Below are 17,296 nucleotides of genomic sequence, written 5' to 3'. Positions count from 1 at the left end.
TTTTTATTTGTTCATTTATTTTAGCTAAACCTGTCTGTTGATCGCTAGTAATTATAGAGGATTTGGAATTGACACGCCTTTATCTGATGCGACTGTGAAGCGTTGTTTTTCAAATGCTGGTGTTTCAACCTCATCTAAAAGTGCCACAGCAAAGTCTGCATAGGATACATAGCTATCACCCTCATTGTTCACTAGTAATTTATCTGTACCTAAAATATAGTTGCCTGTACGGTTACCGTCTGGGTCAAATACAGCAGAAGGGCTGACAAATGTATAGTTTACAGTAGATGCTTTTAAATCTTCTAAGTTTTGAGCTTGATTAGCAGCTGTTGGAACGAATTCTTTCGGGAATTCAGGTGTATCGATTAATTTCGTCGTTTGCTCGTCATCAACATAGAGACTACCTGCACCACCAACAACGATTAAGCGTGTATCAATTGGTGAGAAAATATCGATTAAATGACGACCAGCAGTAACGTGTAATTCTTCTTTACCGAATGGTGCACCAAATGCATTGATGACAACATCAAAGTCTTTTACATCTTCTGTTGTTAAGTCGAATACATCGCCAACGATTGCCGGAATATCTTTTTGTTTTAATTTAGATGCATCACGCACGATTGCTGTGACATCATGGTTACGTTTATTTGCCTCTTTTAAAATTTTGTTTCCTGCTTTACCTGTTGCGCCAATAACACCGATTTTCATAATAAAATTCCTCCTAATATAAGTTGTAATCATTTCAGTTACAGGTAGGGTGAAAATAAAGATCGCATTATTTCAGGCGATCTAATATGCTCTGTAAAGTTTGCGAGCGCAATTCATTTTCCATCGCCTGTTGTACTGAACCGAAAACATCCGTTAAGGTTGTACCGATTTGTCTACCAACTGAGCAAGCTGGATTAGGTGCCTGATGAATAGCGAATAATTCTTTAGGCTCTTCTACAGCACGGTAAATATCATATAAGGAAATGTCTTCAGGTTTTTTAGTAAGCTCATAACCAGAAATTCCCTTCCTTGATGAAATTAAACCTGCCTTTTTTAAAAGGCTGCTAATTCTGCGGACCACAACAGGGTTTGTATTGACGCTACCAGCAATAAAATCTGACGTTAAAAGAGCTTTATCAGAAGTAGTAGCAATCAATGATAAAATATGAATTGCAACGGCAAAACGACTGTTCACCATCGTTTTTCACCACCACATGTATTTGATGTAACCATTATAGTTACAACTGAAATGAAAAGTCAACTATAAAAATTTTGCACAAATAAAAAAGACGACAAATTGCATCATAGCAACCTGTCGTCAATTCAAAATTTAATTGATCGTTTCATGAATTTCTACTTGAACACCCTTTGTATCCACGCGAACAGCCTGGATATCATAAGTAGGGAATAGCGGCTTCATTTTTTCAACGAAAGCTGTTACTTTTTCAATCGGTAACAGAGAAATCACAGTCGGACCAGCACCGCTAATCGCTGTACCGTAAGCGCCTGCATCTTTCGCTGTTTGACGAATCTCATGGTAATTTGGAATTAAGTTTGCACGGAAAGGTTCATGGAATAAATCATGTTCCATAAACTTACCAGCGCGCTTATAATCCTTTGTTAATAGTGCAGCCGTTAGCATATTGGCGTTGGCGCTAGCATGAACTGCGTATGCTTTATCATACTGAGGCGGTAATACTTTACGTGCCTCCGCTGTTTTTAATTCTACGTTTGGAATGAAAACAGCGAATGCTGCTTGAACATCCTGTGTATGAATTAACTCAAGATCACCGTTTGGTAAGCTTGCACCGATCGTAAGACCTCCACAAACAGAGGCAGAAGCATTGTCTGGATGGCCCTCAATGCGAGAAGCTAATGTATATTTTTGCTCAAGTGTTAAATTCAGCTCACATACTTGATTTGCTACTTCAATTCCTGCAACAATTGCAGAAGCTGAACTACCAAGTCCACGCGCAAGTGGTAATTCACTTGTCATAACAATTTTACAGCCCGGTAGCTCGACATCAAAGCGTTCAGCAACTTCCTTTGCGACCGTGTACACAAGATGCTCTTCTACAGTGAATTTCTCAGGAAGATGCACCGAATGATGTTCAAATTCCCATTCATCTTGCAACGTCACTTCTAGTTTCAAATAAAGGCCAAGTGCTAAACCAATAGAGTCAAAACCAGGGCCTAGATTCGCTGTACTACCAGGTACGGTAATTGACCAAGTCTTTGCCATATTACAGTACACTCTCGATATACTTACGGATTTCATCTTCGTCATTTGGAAGTGAAACCATTTCTACTGTAGAAGCTTTTACTGCTGTGTCTGGGTCTTTTAAGCCGTTACCAGTCAGCACTGCTACGACTTGGCTGCCTTTTGGAATTGAGCCATTTTCAACAGATTGGATAACACCAGCAATTGAAGCGGCTGAGCCTGGCTCTGCAAATACGCCCTCTTTTGCGGCGATTTGACGATAAGCATTTAAGATTTCTTCATCTGTAACTGAACCGATTTTACCGTTTGATTCATCACGTGCAGCTTCTGCTAGTTTCCAGCTCGCTGGATTCCCGATACGAATAGCTGTTGCGATTGTTTCAGGATTAGCGATTGGTGCGCCTTGAACGATTGCCGCAGCACCTTCCGCTTCGAAGCCGAACATTTTTGGTAAACGAGTACCTTTTTTCTCATTATATTCTTTGAAGCCTTTCCAGTAAGCGCTGATGTTACCAGCATTCCCTACAGGAATTGCAAGGATTTCTGGTGCATCACCTAATTGATCACATACTTCAAAGGCTGCTGTTTTTTGACCTTCAAGACGGTATGGATTAACTGAGTTTACAAGTGCAACATCCGTTGTTTCACTAATATCACGAACCGCTTGTAGCGCTTCGTCAAAGTTCCCGTCGATTTCAATGATTTTTGCGCCGTACATATAAGCTTGTGCCAGTTTACCAGCAGCAACTTTGCCTTTTGGAATAACAACAAGCGCTTGGATACCAGCGCGAGCAGCATATGCAGCAGCCGCAGCAGATGTATTACCAGTAGATGCACAAATGACGCATTTGCTACCTTCTTCAATAGCTTTTGCTACTGCCATAACCATCCCGCGGTCTTTGAATGAGCCTGTTGGGTTTAGGCCTTCGAATTTTACATGTAGTTCAATACCTAGCTCTTTAGAAAGTGTTTCTAAATGAATTAAAGGTGTGTTACCTTCGTGAAGTGTTAGAGCTGGTGTATTTTCTGTGATTGGTAAGTATTCTTTGTAATTGTCTAATAAGCCTTTCCACATATGCAATAATCTCCTTTTTGTTCGCACTGAATAAACAGTTGTTTTTCTATAAAAGACATTTTACCGTTAATTAACTATAGATTCAATAGATTCTTTTATATTCCTTTAGAATAGCACAAATTTTCCGAACAATTCGAAAAAAATAAATGTTGTCACGAAAATAAAATAAGTGTATATTATGCGTATACTAGTGACAAGACAGGTGGAAGAGTGACATGACAACAAAAAATGAAACAGCAACAAAGCCAATGACGCGTAATCGTTTATTAGCAACAGCGGGTGTCGGTTGGCTTTTTGATGCGCTCGATGTCGGTATTTTATCGTTCGTTGTAGCAGCGCTTGCCGTTGACTGGAATTTGACACCAACTCAAATGGGTTGGATTGGTAGTGTCAATTCAATAGGGATGGCAGTAGGGGCTGTACTTTGTGGGATTTTAGCAGATAAGTACGGCCGAAAAAATGTCTTTATGTGGACGCTTTTGATTTTCTCATTAGCAAGTGGTCTATCTGCCTTCACAACGACATTAACAGCCTTTTTAATTTTACGCTTCATTATTGGCGCAGGTCTTGGCGGCGAATTGCCGGTAGCATCAACACTTGTATCTGAAAGTGTTGAGCCACATGAACGTGGACGAATCGTCGTTTTATTAGAAAGCTTTTGGGCAGCAGGCTGGATTTTAGCAGCAGTTATTTCTTATTTTATTATCCCTGAATATGGCTGGCGCGTGGCATTAGTGCTGACAGCGATACCAGCACTTTACGCGGTATATTTACGTGTGAAATTGCCGGACTCAAAGAAATATGAAGCCATTTCAAAAGAAGCACGTACAAGCGTGATGCAAAACATTAAAACCGTATGGACGAAAAAATACGCCCGTGCCACAACGATGCTGTGGGTGCTTTGGTTTATGGTGGTGTTTTCTTATTACGGCATGTTCCTTTGGTTACCAAGTGTGATGGTCATGAAGGGCTTTAGTTTAATTCAAAGCTTTGAATATGTGTTGATTATGACATTAGCGCAGCTGCCAGGGTATTTTACAGCAGCTTGGTTAATTGAAAAAATGGGGCGTAAATGGGTATTAGCCGTTTATTTAACGGGAACAGCATTAAGTGCGTTAGCTTTTGGTTTTGCGACAGATGCGACAATGCTTGTGATGTTTGGCATGCTACTATCCTTCTTTAATTTAGGTGCATGGGGTGCAATGTATGCTTATACGCCAGAAAATTATCCGACGATGATTCGCGGTACAGGTGTTGGTCTAGCAGCTGGTGTCGGCCGAGTGGGAGGCGTTATTGGACCACTTGTTGTTGGTTCACTGACAGCAGCAGGATATGGACTCGGACCAATTTTTACGATTTTCGCAATTGCGATTGCGCTTGCCGTTATTGCCGTACTTGTGCTTGGAAAAGAAACAAAGCAATTAGAAATTGACTAAGAGGAGAGGCCAGAGAAATCTGTGCCTCTTTTTTATATGAAATAGACTGATTTATTTAACCAATTATGTCTTAAAAAACCATAATTGGGGTATTTGGATTGAGAAACTTTGTTCAAAAAGGAGGAATACGATGTCTACGTTTACAGCAGAGCTAGTTGGTACGATGCTTTTAATTTTATTTGGTGGCGGTGTAGTTGCAGGGGTACTACTTCATAAATCGAAAGCTTTTGGTGGCGGTTGGGTTGTCATTACGTTTGCATGGGGCTTAGCAGTAGCAATGGCAGCCTATGCAGTAGGCGGCGTTAGTGGTGCGCATTTAAATCCAGCACTTACGATTGCATTAGCGAGTATTGGGAATTTTCCCTGGGCAGATGTGCCATTATACATTTTAGCGCAAGTGATTGGGGCCTTTTTAGGTGCGGTATTAGTGTACTTCTTATATTTACCTCATTGGAAAGGAACAGAGGACCCTGGCGCGAAGTTAGGTGTATTCGCAACAATGCCTGCAATTAAGCATCCATTATCAAATATAACAGCTGAGATGATTGGGACGTTTGCGCTTGTATTAGGGATTCTTGCGTTAGGCACAAATGAAATTACAGATGGGTTGAATCCATTTTTAGTCGGTATGCTAATTGTCGTAATTGGTATGGCACTTGGTGGACCAACCGGTTATGCGATTAATCCAGCACGTGATTTAGGACCGCGTATTGCACATGCATTATTACCGATTCCAGGTAAAGGTTCATCTGGTTGGTGGTATGCATGGGTGCCGATTGTTGGACCGATTGTAGGTGGTGTATTTGGCGCATTATTCTTTAAGCAGATTTTTGAAGGTGAAAACTCAATTGCGTTTTGGATTTGTGGCGTCATTGTTTTAATTATTTTAATTGGGGCACAAATGACAATTAAGAGCGCAAAAGAAGATTATTAAACTTGGAGGGAATTATTTTATGACGAAAAAATACATTATGGCATTAGATCAAGGAACAACAAGTTCTCGCGCAATTTTATTTGATGAAGACGGTAAAATCTTTCATACTTCTCAGCAAGAGTTTAAGCAATATTTTCCGAAGTCTGGGTGGGTAGAACATGATCCTGAACAAATTTGGAGCTCTATTTTATCTTGTATTGCAGGCGTATTATCAGAGAAAAATGTTAGTGCTTCTCAAATTGAAGGAATCGGTATTACAAATCAGCGTGAAACGACAGTCGTTTGGGATAAAAATACTGGCAAGCCTGTCTACAATGCGATTGTATGGCAGTCACGTCAAACAGCAGAAATTTGCCAGGAGCTACGTGATGCAGGTCATGCCGATTTATTTCGAGATAAGACGGGGCTGTTAATTGACGCGTATTTCTCAGGAACAAAAGTAAAGTGGATTTTAGATAATGTGGAGGGCGCTCGTGAAAAGGCGGAAGCGGGTGACTTGCTATTTGGCACAATCGATACGTGGATTATTTGGAAGCTAACAAATGGTGATGTACATGTAACGGATTATTCCAATGCATCACGTACACTGATGTACAATATTTATGATTTAACGTGGGATGATGAGTTATTAGAAATTCTAACAGTACCAAAATCCATGCTACCAGAAGTAAAGCCCTCATCTGAAGTATATGGTCATACGGCATCAAAGCATTTCTTCGGTCATGAAGTACCGATTGCTGGCATTGCAGGGGACCAGCAGGCAGCATTATTTGGTCAAGCGTGCTTTGAGCAAGGAATGGTTAAAAACACATACGGCACAGGTTGTTTCATGCTAATGAATACAGGTGAAAAGGCAGTTCGCTCAGAACATGGCTTACTTACAACGCTTGCGTGGGGCATTGATGGGAAGGTAACGTACGCGTTAGAAGGTAGTATTTTCGTGGCCGGCTCCGCAATCCAATGGCTCCGCGACGGTCTACGTATGTTTAGAGATTCAGCAGAAAGTGAGCAGTACGCAAAACGTGTCGATTCAACAGATGGTGTCTATATGGTACCAGCATTTGTTGGGCTTGGTACACCGTACTGGGATTCAGACGTACGTGGAGCATTTTTTGGTTTAACACGTGGCACAACGAAGGAGCATTTTATCCGTGCTACACTTGAATCACTTGCATATCAAACACATGATGTACTTGATGCGATGGAAGAAGATTCGGGCATTCCACTTGAGCGTTTACGTGTCGATGGCGGGGCTGTGAAAAATAATTTCTTAATGCAATTCCAATCAGATTTACTGAATGTCCCAGTAGAGCGCCCAGAAATTAATGAGACGACGGCACTTGGTGCAGCTTACCTTGCAGGTCTTGCGGTAGGCTTCTGGGAGTCACAAGAAAAAATTGCAGAGTACTGGAAACTAGATAAAGATTTTGAGCCTAAGATGGAAAAAGAAGAGGCCTCAAAACTTATTGAAGGTTGGCATAAAGCAGTGAAAGCTGCACAAGCATTTAAATAACTTGCTGTAAAGGACAATGATGCGCTCCGTCATTGTCCTTTTTTGCTGTTTCATGAACGTCACGAGCACGTTATAATTTACTGATAAAGGGTACAGGTAAAAAAGCAGTTTTTATATAAAAAGGATGGGATGAACATGATTAGGCAAGCCTATTTAGATGCATTAGAGCCAAGGTTACGGAATCTCTTTGAATACTTACATGAAAATCCGGAGCCGAGTTGGGAAGAATGGGAAACGACAAAATATTTAGCACAATTATTAGCAGACGAAGGATATGAGCCGCGTTTATTTGAAGATTCACCAGGATTTTATGTTGAAATTGGGAGCGGTGCGCCAGTTATTGGACTGCGTACGGATATTGATTCGTTGTTCCAGGAGGTCGATGGTGTACATAAAGCCAATCACTCTTGTGGGCATGATGGGCATATGACAATGGCGGTTGGCGTATTGCTCATGCTGAAAAAATTAAAAGAAACACAAGATTTCACACTTCAAACAGGTGGAACGATTCGTGTGATTTTTCAACCTGCAGAAGAAAAAGGAAATGGGGCCCTATCAATCGTTGAACGTGGCCTCATTGATGATGTTGATTATTTATTCGGTGTGCATGTACGACCAATTCAAGAACTTCCAGTGGGCAAACATGCACCCGCACTATACCACGGAGCATCGATGATGATGCAATGTGAAATTTACGGGGAAGAGGCGCATGCAGCACGTCCTCACTTGGGCAAAAATGCCATTGAGATTGGTGGCAGTGTCATTGAAGCATTAAAAACAATTCGCGTCGACACGCGCATTTCATGGTCGGTAAAAGTAACGAAATTCTCCGCTGGTGTCGGTCATGGGAATACGATTCCTGGTAAGGCTATGCTGACAATGGACGCCCGTGCTCAAACGAATGCAGCAATGGAACAGCTAGATGCAGGGATTCAGCGCGCCATTCGTTCTGTTCGCGAAATGTATGATGCGCAAATCAATGCAAAGGTGTTATTAAATATTCCAGCCGCAGAAGTAGATGAAGAGGCTGAAGAGATTTTACGTCGTTCGATTGTACAATCTGTTGGCGATAAGCATTTAGCAGAGCCTGTTGTGACACCAGGCGGCGAGGATTTCCACTTCTATACAAAGAAACGTCCAAATGTAAAAGCCGCGATGCTAGGCCTTGGTTGTGGTGTGTCACCTGGTTTACATCATCCACATATGAAGTTTGATCATGCGCAATTAATTAATGGCGTAGAAATTTTAACAAATACCGTCATAAATGCGATGCAGTATGCGAAAATGAATGCGATGAATGTATAAGGGAAGTGAAGCATGATGCGCATAGAAAAAATTGTTTTACGCGAAATGAACATGACGATGAAAGCACCGTTTACAACGAGCTTTGGCTCTGTTCAGGAGAAGCGCTTTTTAATTGTTGAAGTATATGATGAATTAGGGAATTGTGGTTATGGTGAGGGAGAAGCTTTTGAAGCACCTTGGTATACCGAGGAAACAACGGCTACTTGCTGGCATATTATTGAATCCTTTCTAGCACCAATTTTATTGAACCGGGATATCGAACATCCTCGAGAAGTGACACAGTTTTTCAAACCAATCCGCCGCAATATGATGGCGAAATCGGCTGTTGAATGTGCGGTGTGGGATGCCTATGCGAAACGTTTAGACGAGCCATTATGGAAAGTGCTTGGTGGTACACGTGAAAAAATCGCGGTAGGCGTTAGCATTGGTCTTCAACCAACTACAAGTCAGTTATATGACAAAATTGATGCGGCGCTTGAGGATGGCTACGGACGCATTAAAGTGAAAATCAAGCCGGGTAATGACGTGCAACTAATTCGCGCGATTCGTGAACGCTACCCAGATGTGCCACTCATGGCCGATGCCAATTCAGCCTATACATTAGACGATATGGACATCTTGCGTCAGCTAGATGCTTTTCATTTAATGATGATAGAACAGCCGCTCGGGGCAGATGATATTTTAAATCATGCGAAGCTACAAAAGGAACTTACGACGCCGATTTGTTTAGATGAAAGTATTCATTCGTACGAAGACGTTGTGACAGCGATTGAACTTCGAGGCTGTGGTGTCATTAATGTGAAGCAGGCGCGTGTTGGCGGGCTAGAGGAAGCACGTCGTATTCATGATTTATGTCTACATCACGGCATTAAAGTGTGGTGCGGGGGAATGCTTGAGTCGGGTATCGGGCGTGCGCATGCGGTCGCATTAACATCACTTGAAGGATTTACGATGCCTGGTGATACGGCAGGCTCAGATCATTACTGGTATGAGGACTTGATTGACCCAATCGTAGATGTAGAGGGTGGTTATGTCCATATGAAGGATGCACCGGGGATCGGCTATAAGGTCAATCGTGAACGCTTGGATAAATATACAGAGCGCAAGTTAGAGTTGTAGCGCCTGTGGATAACTTTTTTCACGATGACAGGAATTGTGGATAAATAAAAAAGAGGTGAGGATATCGTATCCTTGCCTCTTTTTTTATAACGTTTTGCTCATTATTAATTCGTTTTCAAAATGCCCATCAATTAAAATCGCATCATGGCATTCACCTTCAACGACATAATCGAATTTTTTGAATAGGGCAATTGCTGCTTCATTTGTTTTAGCAACGTTTAATTCTAAACGACGAAGCTTATTTTTGATTGCCCATTCTTCTGCACCTGCCATTAGTCTCGTCCCAATGCCTTTATTCGTGTGCGCGTCTAAAAGGCCAATTGTTAAGGTTGCTCGGTGCTTTAAATACGGAGAATGATAGCCTTCTAAAAATAAATAACCACCAATTTCGCCGCGTACGATTGCAAGTAGCATGATGGATGTGTTTGCAACTTTCCATTCTGCGATGCTTTTGCGCAAGCTTTGTACAGAGTATTTTTGATGTTGCTGCCCGTATGGATACTTGAACATTTTAAGCGATAATTGTTCACCTAAAAGGACAATATCACGCGCATCATCTAGTTCAGCTTGTCTAATAATAAATGGATAGGCGGTTGCATCATCTGTTGTTTCTCCTGAATTTTCGTATTGCACAGGCTTATGGAATGTTACATAGTAGCCCGGTTGCACCGCCGTTACTTGATAACCATTCATTGTCCATGCCAGAAAATGTTTTAATGGAGATTTTGTTTTTTGCCACCAGCTCTTATTTAGATAAGAGGCGTTTGGCAGTTTTTGACCGAGAATGTTTTCAATTTCAGTAAATGACAGTTGAATCGTCGACTGCTGTGTAGACTGAAAATAGTTGGATAATGGAATATATTTCTTTTCAATATGCTGTTCCAAAACGACACCTCTTTAACTTTAAAAGCTCAATCTATCAGAATCGTACCATATTTTTGTGACTAATGGCTGTAAAAATATGAAAAAAATTCTCAAAATTCATTAAAAAAATGCTTAGTTTGTTAAAAAATACATATAATAGTAAATCACTCTGTTTTAATGAAGAGGCGTTCTTTTTAAAGAATAATTATGGTAAAATGAAGTCGGTAAAAAGCAAATATTAGGAGGAATTTTTGACATGAGTAAAGTTCTTGTTTTCGGACACAAAAACCCAGATACAGATACAATCACATCCGCATTAGTCTATGCGTACCTTAAAAATCAACTAGGCGTAGAAGCAGAAGCAGTACGTTTAGGTGAACCAAATGACGAAACAAAATTCGCATTAGAAAAATTCGGCTTTGAAGCACCTCGCCTTGTAGAAAAAGTAGCGACTGAAGCGAACGAAGTAATCCTAGTTGACCACAATGAATTCCAACAATCAGCAGATGATATTGCGGATGTAACAATCACAGAAGTAATCGATCACCACCGTATCGCAAACTTCGAAACAGCAGCACCTCTTTACTACCGTGCTGAGCCTGTAGGTTGTACAGCGACAATCTTAAATAAAATCTTTAAAGAAAACGGCATCGAAGTACCTGCAAACATCGCTGGTTTAATGGTATCTGCTATCGTTTCTGATACATTATTATTAAAATCACCAACTTGCACAGAGCAAGATGTGAAAGCTGCAAAAGAACTTGCAGAAATCGCTGGTGTAAACTTAGACGAATACGGCTTAGCAATGCTTAAAGCAGGCGCTGACCTTTCTGATAAAGCATTAGAAGATTTATTAAGCCTTGATGCAAAAGAATTCGATATGAACGGTAAAAAAATTGTCATCGCTCAAGTGAATGCAGTTGACGTAAACGACGTACTTAGCCGCCAAGACGAATTAACAAATCTTTTAAACAAAGAAGTAGCTGAAAAGGGCTTAGATTTATTCTTCTTCGTTGTAACAGATATTTTAAATAACGATTCTGTAGCAGTACCAGCTGGTTCAGTGATCGAAGAATCTGCAAAAGCATTTAACGCTACTGTAGAAAACGGTCAAATCAAATTACCAGGCGTTGTGTCTCGTAAAAAACAAATCGTACCAGTGTTAACTGAACAATTTGCTTAAGTAGTAGGAAAAAGGGCTTCCACATTTGTGGAGGTCCTTTTTTAGTAGGCAATAAAGATGCATTCTATTTTAAATGTCGCTACAATTACGCTGAGGTGAAGAGAAATGAAAATTCAAGTATGGTCAGATTATGTATGTCCGTTTTGCTATATTGGCAAACGTGAGCTAGAAATGGCATTAGAGGAAACAGGCTTTGCCAGTCAAGCAGAGGTAGAATTTAAAGCGTATCAACTAGATCCAAACACACCAGTAGGAACAACTGAAACGATTCATGAAGCATTAGCGAAAAAATATAGTGCCACTCCTGAAGCGATGAAGCAACAATCAGAAGGGATTACTGCGCGTGCAGCAGAAGTAGGGCTAGAATATCATTTTGATAACATGCATCCTGAAAACACATTTAAGGCACATCGCCTTGCAAAATATGCAGCAACAGTGGGCAAAGAAAAAGAATTAACAGAACGCTTACTAAAAGCCTATTTCACAGAGAACAAGCGTATTGGTGATGAAACGGTATTAGTAGCACTTGCAAAAGAAGTTGGACTTGAAGAGGATGCTGTAAAATCGGCATTACAAGATGAGCGTTTTGCAGCTGAAACATTAGTTGATATGCAAGAAGCGCAACAAATTGGCGTGCGTGGCGTTCCATTTTTCGTTATTAATGATAAATATGCGATTTCAGGTGCTCAACCAAATGACGTTTTTACAAAGGCGATTCAACAAGTTGCAGAAGAGGAAAACTTAAAACCAACACTAAAAATGTTTGGTGACGATTCAGCAAGCTGTGACGGGGATAATTGTAAATTTTAAAAATCGGTCAAAAGTCTGAGTGCATAACTATTGATTATTTTGTAGAAATTAATTAGAATTAGTTTATCTTAAGTTTGAGATAAATAATTTTGTGATAAATAATTGATTAGTTAAGGGAGAGTTTATTTTGACAAACGTATTAGTAGTAAAAGCAAACAACCGCCCAGCGGACCAAGGTGTATCATCAAAAATGTACGAAGTATTCATGAATGAATTAGAAGGCAAAGCAGGCGTAAACGTTTCAACATTTGACGTATTTGCTGAAGATATGCCTTACTTTGGTCAAGATGTATTTGATGCTTACGGTAACTTACAAGCTGGTAACGAATTAGAAGGCGTACAAGCACGTGTAATGGCGGCTCAAAACAAAGCGCGCGAAGCAGTAACAAACGCAGATGTAGTTGTATTCGCATTCCCATTATGGAACTTAACAATTCCTGCAGCGTTACAAACTTTCATTGATTACACTTACGCTTCAGGCTTCTCATTCAAATACAACGAACAAGGTCAATTAGTATCATTATTAACTGACAAAAAAGCAGTATTATTAAACGCTCGTGGCGGTTACTACTCAACACCAGAAACAGCTGGTATGGAAATGTCAGTTAACTACATGCGTAATGTAATTGGCGGCGTATACGGTATGGAAATCATCGATGAAGTAATCATCGAAGGTCACAATGCAAACGCAGCACAAGCAGCAGAAATTAAAGAAGCTGGCTTCACAGCAGTTAAAGCAGCAGCAAACAAAGTTGCTTCATTAGTGGAAGCTTAATTAACATACGAAAGAGGCTGGAACATACGTATAACAACCACCTCTCCTATGAGTATAAGAAAAACCGGAATCGCGCGGTGGCGCGGTTCCGGTTTTTCATTGCGAACGCTAAAAAAAGAAAATGACGTGTTTGTCCCAGTCCCTCTTTTTGTATTCAATTGAAAAAACTAATGACTGCTAAAATAAGTAATGCAAAGGCGCCTAGTAGTGCGACAATACGCGTGTAATGGATGCGCCAGTAAGCACCATCTGCCTGTGCAAAGGGCATCATGATTTTTTCGGGAATACTGCCAATAATAACTAACAGGATTGCAAGAATGATAAAGATGATTGACCACATGAAAATCACTCCGTTTCTTACTTAACAGTGTAGCGGAATGGCTCGCAGAAAGGAAATTTTTGCCGTCTGGACGTTTGAAAAATGAGCAAAAAGGCTATAGTTAATTAGGGAACGTAAGATTCATCAATTTAATGTTTTACCTTTCTAGTACTCCTTATCCTGTAGTGGATGCAGTGTTAATCGCGTACAGAATTGAAATGATTTTTCCTTTTTAGAGTTTTGAACAGCGCTAAAATGATTAATTCATTAAAAAAGACCTCAACATAAAGTTGAGGTCTTTTTTACATTCGATCAAAGTGTAAGAAGCGTTTTCGCTGGAATTTCAGTAAGCCTTTATCCGATTCGATTAATTCACCATAGGTAAGGCCATTTACTTTGAATTCAATTCGTTTACCTTGTGCATGCTGAAAGGTAATATAGTAATCCATTGCCATAAAGGAATCACCACCGCCAAGTAACTCTGTACGCTTACTAACAATCTTTGCATGCGTCATTTCGATCTCTGCAGCGTTATTACGTTTATATTCATTAAATTCTTTAACTGCTACATATAGTATAAAACCTATCACAATAGTTGGTATAATGTAAAAAAATAAAAGCCCATCTGAAATATCCATGTTGAACACTCCTTTCTTTGCTATATGTCTATTATAAATAAATTTTGAAAAATTGCGATAATTTTACGAAAAAAAAGCCTAGAAATTTTCTAGGCTTAGTTAGAAATTAAAAATTATGCAGGATTTGCTTCAATTTCAATATGGATTTTGATGTCATCGCTAACTAAAACGCCGCCTGTTTCAAGTGCTGAGTTCCAGTTTAATCCAAAGTCTTTACGATTGATTTTACCGTCAGCTTCGAATGCTACAACTTCAACGCCCCATGGGTTTGTACCTTTACCATTGTATTCAGCATCGAATGTTACGGGTTTTGTGACACCACGAATCGATAAATCACCAGTAATTTTATATTCATCATCATCGACTTTTTTAATATCTGTCGCAACGAATTTCATTGTAGGATGTGTTTCCGCATCGAAGAAATCGGCAGAACGTAAGTGATTATCACGATCTTCGTTATTTGTATTAATTGATGCAATTTCAACTTCAAATTGAATGTTACCGCCAGATAAATCTTCTGGATTAATATCTAACTCTGAGTTGAAGCGATCAAAGTGACCTTTTACTTTTGAAATCATCATGTGTTTTGCTTGAAAACCAATTGAAGAGTGAGTTGGATCTACTACGTATTTTGCCATAACTAAAATTCCTCCTAATAAATGTTTTTATTGTGTCTAATTAACTTATTTACTTGCTGAACTCAGTATACAGTAATTTTATCTTGAATTCAAGAGTTATCAATTCAAAACATAAAATTATTTTGTTACACCAAAAATCATGTCGTGGCCATTAACGTCTTTCACAACCAACTTTTCCCCTTCGTCGGTAAATAAAACGTTTTCTTTTATTAAGTTTTGACGAAGATCCTCTAGTTTCTCTAATGAAGATAGATGGAGTGAATAAGCCATTAGACCAGACGATGCAAGTGGAGGAAGGGGAGCGCCCACACCCATCCACGTATTCAAAGCGATGTGATGATGGTAGCCACCTGCTGAAATAAAATAAGCTGATTCATGGAAGTTTGTTTTGAAATCAAAGCCAAGTGCATCAAAATAAAGATGTTTTAATGAATCATCTAGTTTTGAGACATTTAAATGGATGTGACCAAGAATGGTGCCATCTGGGAAGCCAGTCCATGGGCGGCTTGGATCGTATAAATCTAAAATGGCTTGCACATCTACTGGCAATGTATCGGTTTCGATTGTGCCATCTTCATGAATCGTCCATTCATCATGTGGACGGTCATGGTAGATTTCAATGCCATTGCCTTCTGGGTCATCTAAATAAAATGCTTCTGAATAAAGGTGGTCGCCAGCGCCTGTAAAACGAATACCACGATTGGCGAGGTTGCCAATAACATGTCCAAGGTCTTCTTTGCTTTTTACTAAAATGGCAAAGTGGAAAAGACCTGTTGTACGTGGCGGGCGCGGGATTGTGTTGTTTTCTTGGACTAAAATAAGCACAGGCTCATTGCTGCCAGCGCCAAATATGGCATGATCAGTAGTTTGTTCGATTAATTGAAAACCAAGTGATTGATAGAAAGCTGTTTGTTTTTGAATATCAAGCACGCGTAATTGTGTATAACCTAATTTCATTTGTGGATCTAATGTGAAACTCATCGTGAAATCTTCCTTTCAATACGAAAATATATAACTTACTTTATGTAACCTAATATATATTTATAACTTTATTACGTCAAGTAATTTAGTTACGAAAAGTTGAAAAGTTTTTTTAATGTATGTACAATAAGGGCACAAGGAGTGAAATAACATGGAACAACAAACAGGACTATGCCCTCGATTATCAAAAGCGATGGATTTAATTGGCAAACGCTGGGTTGGCCTTATTTTATATGAATTATTAGATGGACCTAAACGCTTTAATCAAATTGAGTCATCACTACCAATTAGTGGACGTTTGCTTTCAGAGCGTTTAAAAGAGCTTGAAAAAGAAGAAATGGTCGAACGCTGTGTCTATACAGAAGTACCGGTTCGCGTAGAATATAAATTGACAGACAAGGGTTATAGTATGAAAGGCGCAATCGCCGAAATCGAAAAATGGTCGAAAGAGTGGCTTTAATAGTAGAAAGCTTGTAAAATGTCTAATGAAGATTCATACTAAGTTGTGATGAACTTGAAGTAGAAAGGATTGGATTTTTCCATTATGAAAACGCAATGGGCAAAAGATTTAGCAAAAATCGTAGATCCAGCAAATGTTAAAATAGATGAACCATTAAATAAATACACAATGACAAAACTAGGTGGACCAGCCGATATTTTTGTTATGCCAGAAACGGAAGAACAGGCAAGCGCCGTTGTAAAATATGCACGCGCTCATAACATTCCTATTTTATTATTAGGCAATGGTTCAAATATGGTTGTTCGTGATGGTGGTGTACGTGGAATCGTTTTAAACTTTGCTAAATTAGACAAAGTAGAAGTGAATGGGACAGAAGTATATGCACAATCAGGTGCATTAATTAAAGAAGTATCAAAAATCGCCGCAGCGCATACATTAAGCGGCTTAGAGTTTTCTTGCGGCATCCCGGGTTCAATCGGTGGTGCAATGGCAATGAATGCGGGCGCTTATGACGGTGAAATTAATGATGTTATTAAAAGCTGTAAAGTATTAACAAAAGAAGGCGACATTTTAGAACTTTCAAAAGAAGAGCTTAAATTGGGCTACCGTAAAAGTATTATCGCAGACGAAGGCTACTATGCATTATCTTCTCTATTTACCTTAGTAAAAGGTGCTCAAACAGCTATCGATGAAAAAATTGCTGATTTAACATTCAAACGTGAATCTCGTCAACCACTTGAATATCCATCAGCGGGCTCTGTATTCAAACGTCCTCCAGGTCACTTCGCGGGTAAATTAATCCAAGATAGTGGCCTTCAAGGTCGTGGTGTGGGCGGTGCAGAAGTGTCAACAAAACATGCAGGCTTTATTATTAATAAAACCGGTACAGCAACTGCAACAGACTATATCGAAACAATCCACATGGTACAACGTGTCGTGAAGGAAAAATTTGATATTGCGTTAGAAACAGAAGTTAAAATTGTTGGGGACGACTTACCAGCAACAGTGAAATAATGAATGTGAGGGCGCTCTTCTTT

The 17,296-nt window shown here is 39.7% G+C and carries 19 protein-coding genes; 10 read left to right on the top strand and 9 right to left on the bottom strand.

Annotation, left to right across the window (positions count from 1 at the left end):
• Positions 1-51: 51 nt before the first annotated feature.
• From QI30_RS15205 to thrC, 4 genes are all read right to left on the bottom strand, one after another.
• Entirely contained in the window at positions 52-708 is a 657-nt protein-coding gene (locus tag QI30_RS15205; RefSeq protein WP_126991439.1) for an NAD(P)-dependent oxidoreductase, read from the bottom strand.
• Between the two features lie 67 nt (positions 709-775).
• Positions 776-1,186, bottom strand: coding sequence for an Rrf2 family transcriptional regulator (locus QI30_RS15200; protein WP_126991438.1), 411 nt, complete (start codon positions 1,184-1,186; stop codon positions 776-778).
• Between the two features lie 132 nt (positions 1,187-1,318).
• Positions 1,319-2,230 carry a homoserine kinase gene (gene thrB / locus QI30_RS15195; RefSeq protein WP_126991437.1) on the bottom strand — a complete coding sequence of 304 codons (912 nt, stop codon included), beginning with the start codon at positions 2,228-2,230 and terminating at the stop codon, positions 1,319-1,321.
• Position 2,231: 1 nt separating this feature from the next.
• On the bottom strand, positions 2,232-3,284 hold the full coding sequence (thrC, locus tag QI30_RS15190) for a threonine synthase (RefSeq protein ID WP_126991436.1): 1,053 nt from the start codon (positions 3,282-3,284) through the stop codon (positions 2,232-2,234).
• A 215-nt stretch (positions 3,285-3,499) separates the two neighbouring features.
• Between thrC and QI30_RS15185 the strand changes: the two genes are divergently transcribed.
• The 5 genes from QI30_RS15185 to menC all read left to right on the top strand — a co-directional run bounded on the left by QI30_RS15185 (position 3,500) and on the right by menC (position 9,591).
• Complete coding sequence (locus tag QI30_RS15185; RefSeq protein WP_126991435.1) at positions 3,500-4,720, top strand: MFS transporter; 1,221 nt, start codon at positions 3,500-3,502, stop codon at positions 4,718-4,720.
• Between the two features lie 130 nt (positions 4,721-4,850).
• Positions 4,851-5,654, top strand: coding sequence for an MIP/aquaporin family protein (locus tag QI30_RS15180; protein ID WP_126991434.1), 804 nt, complete (start codon positions 4,851-4,853; stop codon positions 5,652-5,654).
• A 19-nt stretch (positions 5,655-5,673) separates the two neighbouring features.
• A complete protein-coding gene (gene glpK, locus QI30_RS15175) occupies positions 5,674-7,167 on the top strand; it encodes a glycerol kinase GlpK (protein ID WP_126991433.1) in 1,494 nt (497 codons plus the stop codon).
• A gap of 135 nt (positions 7,168-7,302) precedes the next feature.
• Positions 7,303-8,472, top strand: coding sequence for an amidohydrolase (locus QI30_RS15170; RefSeq protein WP_126991432.1), 1,170 nt, complete (start codon positions 7,303-7,305; stop codon positions 8,470-8,472).
• A gap of 15 nt (positions 8,473-8,487) precedes the next feature.
• Positions 8,488-9,591: an o-succinylbenzoate synthase gene (menC, locus tag QI30_RS15165; RefSeq protein ID WP_126991520.1), complete on the top strand. Its 1,104-nt coding sequence runs from the start codon at positions 8,488-8,490 to the stop codon at positions 9,589-9,591.
• A gap of 84 nt (positions 9,592-9,675) precedes the next feature.
• Here menC and QI30_RS15160 read toward each other — a convergent pair whose 3' ends face one another.
• On the bottom strand, positions 9,676-10,476 hold the full coding sequence (locus tag QI30_RS15160) for a GNAT family N-acetyltransferase (RefSeq protein ID WP_126991431.1): 801 nt from the start codon (positions 10,474-10,476) through the stop codon (positions 9,676-9,678).
• Positions 10,477-10,711: 235 nt separating this feature from the next.
• On the opposite strand from QI30_RS15160, the gene QI30_RS15155 reads away from it, so the two are divergent.
• From QI30_RS15155 to QI30_RS15145, 3 genes are all read left to right on the top strand, one after another.
• Positions 10,712-11,638 carry a manganese-dependent inorganic pyrophosphatase gene (locus QI30_RS15155; RefSeq protein ID WP_126991430.1) on the top strand — a complete coding sequence of 309 codons (927 nt, stop codon included), beginning with the start codon at positions 10,712-10,714 and terminating at the stop codon, positions 11,636-11,638.
• A gap of 105 nt (positions 11,639-11,743) precedes the next feature.
• Positions 11,744-12,448, top strand: coding sequence for a DsbA family oxidoreductase (locus QI30_RS15150; protein WP_126991429.1), 705 nt, complete (start codon positions 11,744-11,746; stop codon positions 12,446-12,448).
• A 127-nt stretch (positions 12,449-12,575) separates the two neighbouring features.
• Complete coding sequence (locus tag QI30_RS15145; RefSeq protein ID WP_126991428.1) at positions 12,576-13,223, top strand: FMN-dependent NADH-azoreductase; 648 nt, start codon at positions 12,576-12,578, stop codon at positions 13,221-13,223.
• Positions 13,224-13,377: 154 nt separating this feature from the next.
• Here the strand turns inward: QI30_RS15145 and QI30_RS15140 are convergent, their stop codons facing one another.
• The 4 genes from QI30_RS15140 to QI30_RS15125 form a co-directional block, all read right to left on the bottom strand.
• Positions 13,378-13,563 carry a hypothetical protein gene (locus tag QI30_RS15140; RefSeq protein WP_126991427.1) on the bottom strand — a complete coding sequence of 62 codons (186 nt, stop codon included), beginning with the start codon at positions 13,561-13,563 and terminating at the stop codon, positions 13,378-13,380.
• Between the two features lie 281 nt (positions 13,564-13,844).
• Positions 13,845-14,180, bottom strand: a complete 336-nt coding sequence (locus QI30_RS15135) for a DUF2500 domain-containing protein (RefSeq protein ID WP_126991426.1) — start codon at positions 14,178-14,180, stop codon at positions 13,845-13,847.
• Positions 14,181-14,293: 113 nt separating this feature from the next.
• Entirely contained in the window at positions 14,294-14,818 is a 525-nt protein-coding gene (locus QI30_RS15130; protein WP_126991425.1) for a YceI family protein, read from the bottom strand.
• A 117-nt stretch (positions 14,819-14,935) separates the two neighbouring features.
• Positions 14,936-15,799 (bottom strand): VOC family protein, encoded by an 864-nt coding sequence (locus QI30_RS15125; RefSeq protein WP_126991424.1) that lies wholly within the window; start codon positions 15,797-15,799, stop codon positions 14,936-14,938.
• Between the two features lie 151 nt (positions 15,800-15,950).
• Here QI30_RS15125 and QI30_RS15120 point away from each other — a divergent pair, with 151 nt between their 5' ends.
• Positions 15,951-16,259: a winged helix-turn-helix transcriptional regulator gene (locus QI30_RS15120; RefSeq protein ID WP_126991423.1), complete on the top strand. Its 309-nt coding sequence runs from the start codon at positions 15,951-15,953 to the stop codon at positions 16,257-16,259.
• A gap of 81 nt (positions 16,260-16,340) precedes the next feature.
• Positions 16,341-17,273 (top strand): UDP-N-acetylmuramate dehydrogenase, encoded by a 933-nt coding sequence (gene murB / locus QI30_RS15115; protein ID WP_370323624.1) that lies wholly within the window; start codon positions 16,341-16,343, stop codon positions 17,271-17,273.
• Positions 17,274-17,296 lie beyond the last annotated feature (23 nt).

It is taken from the genome of Candidatus Kurthia intestinigallinarum (genome assembly GCF_003991225.1).
Classification (GTDB): domain Bacteria; phylum Bacillota; class Bacilli; order Bacillales_A; family Planococcaceae; genus Kurthia; species Kurthia populi.
This window is presented reverse-complemented; position numbering and strand designations above follow the sequence as displayed.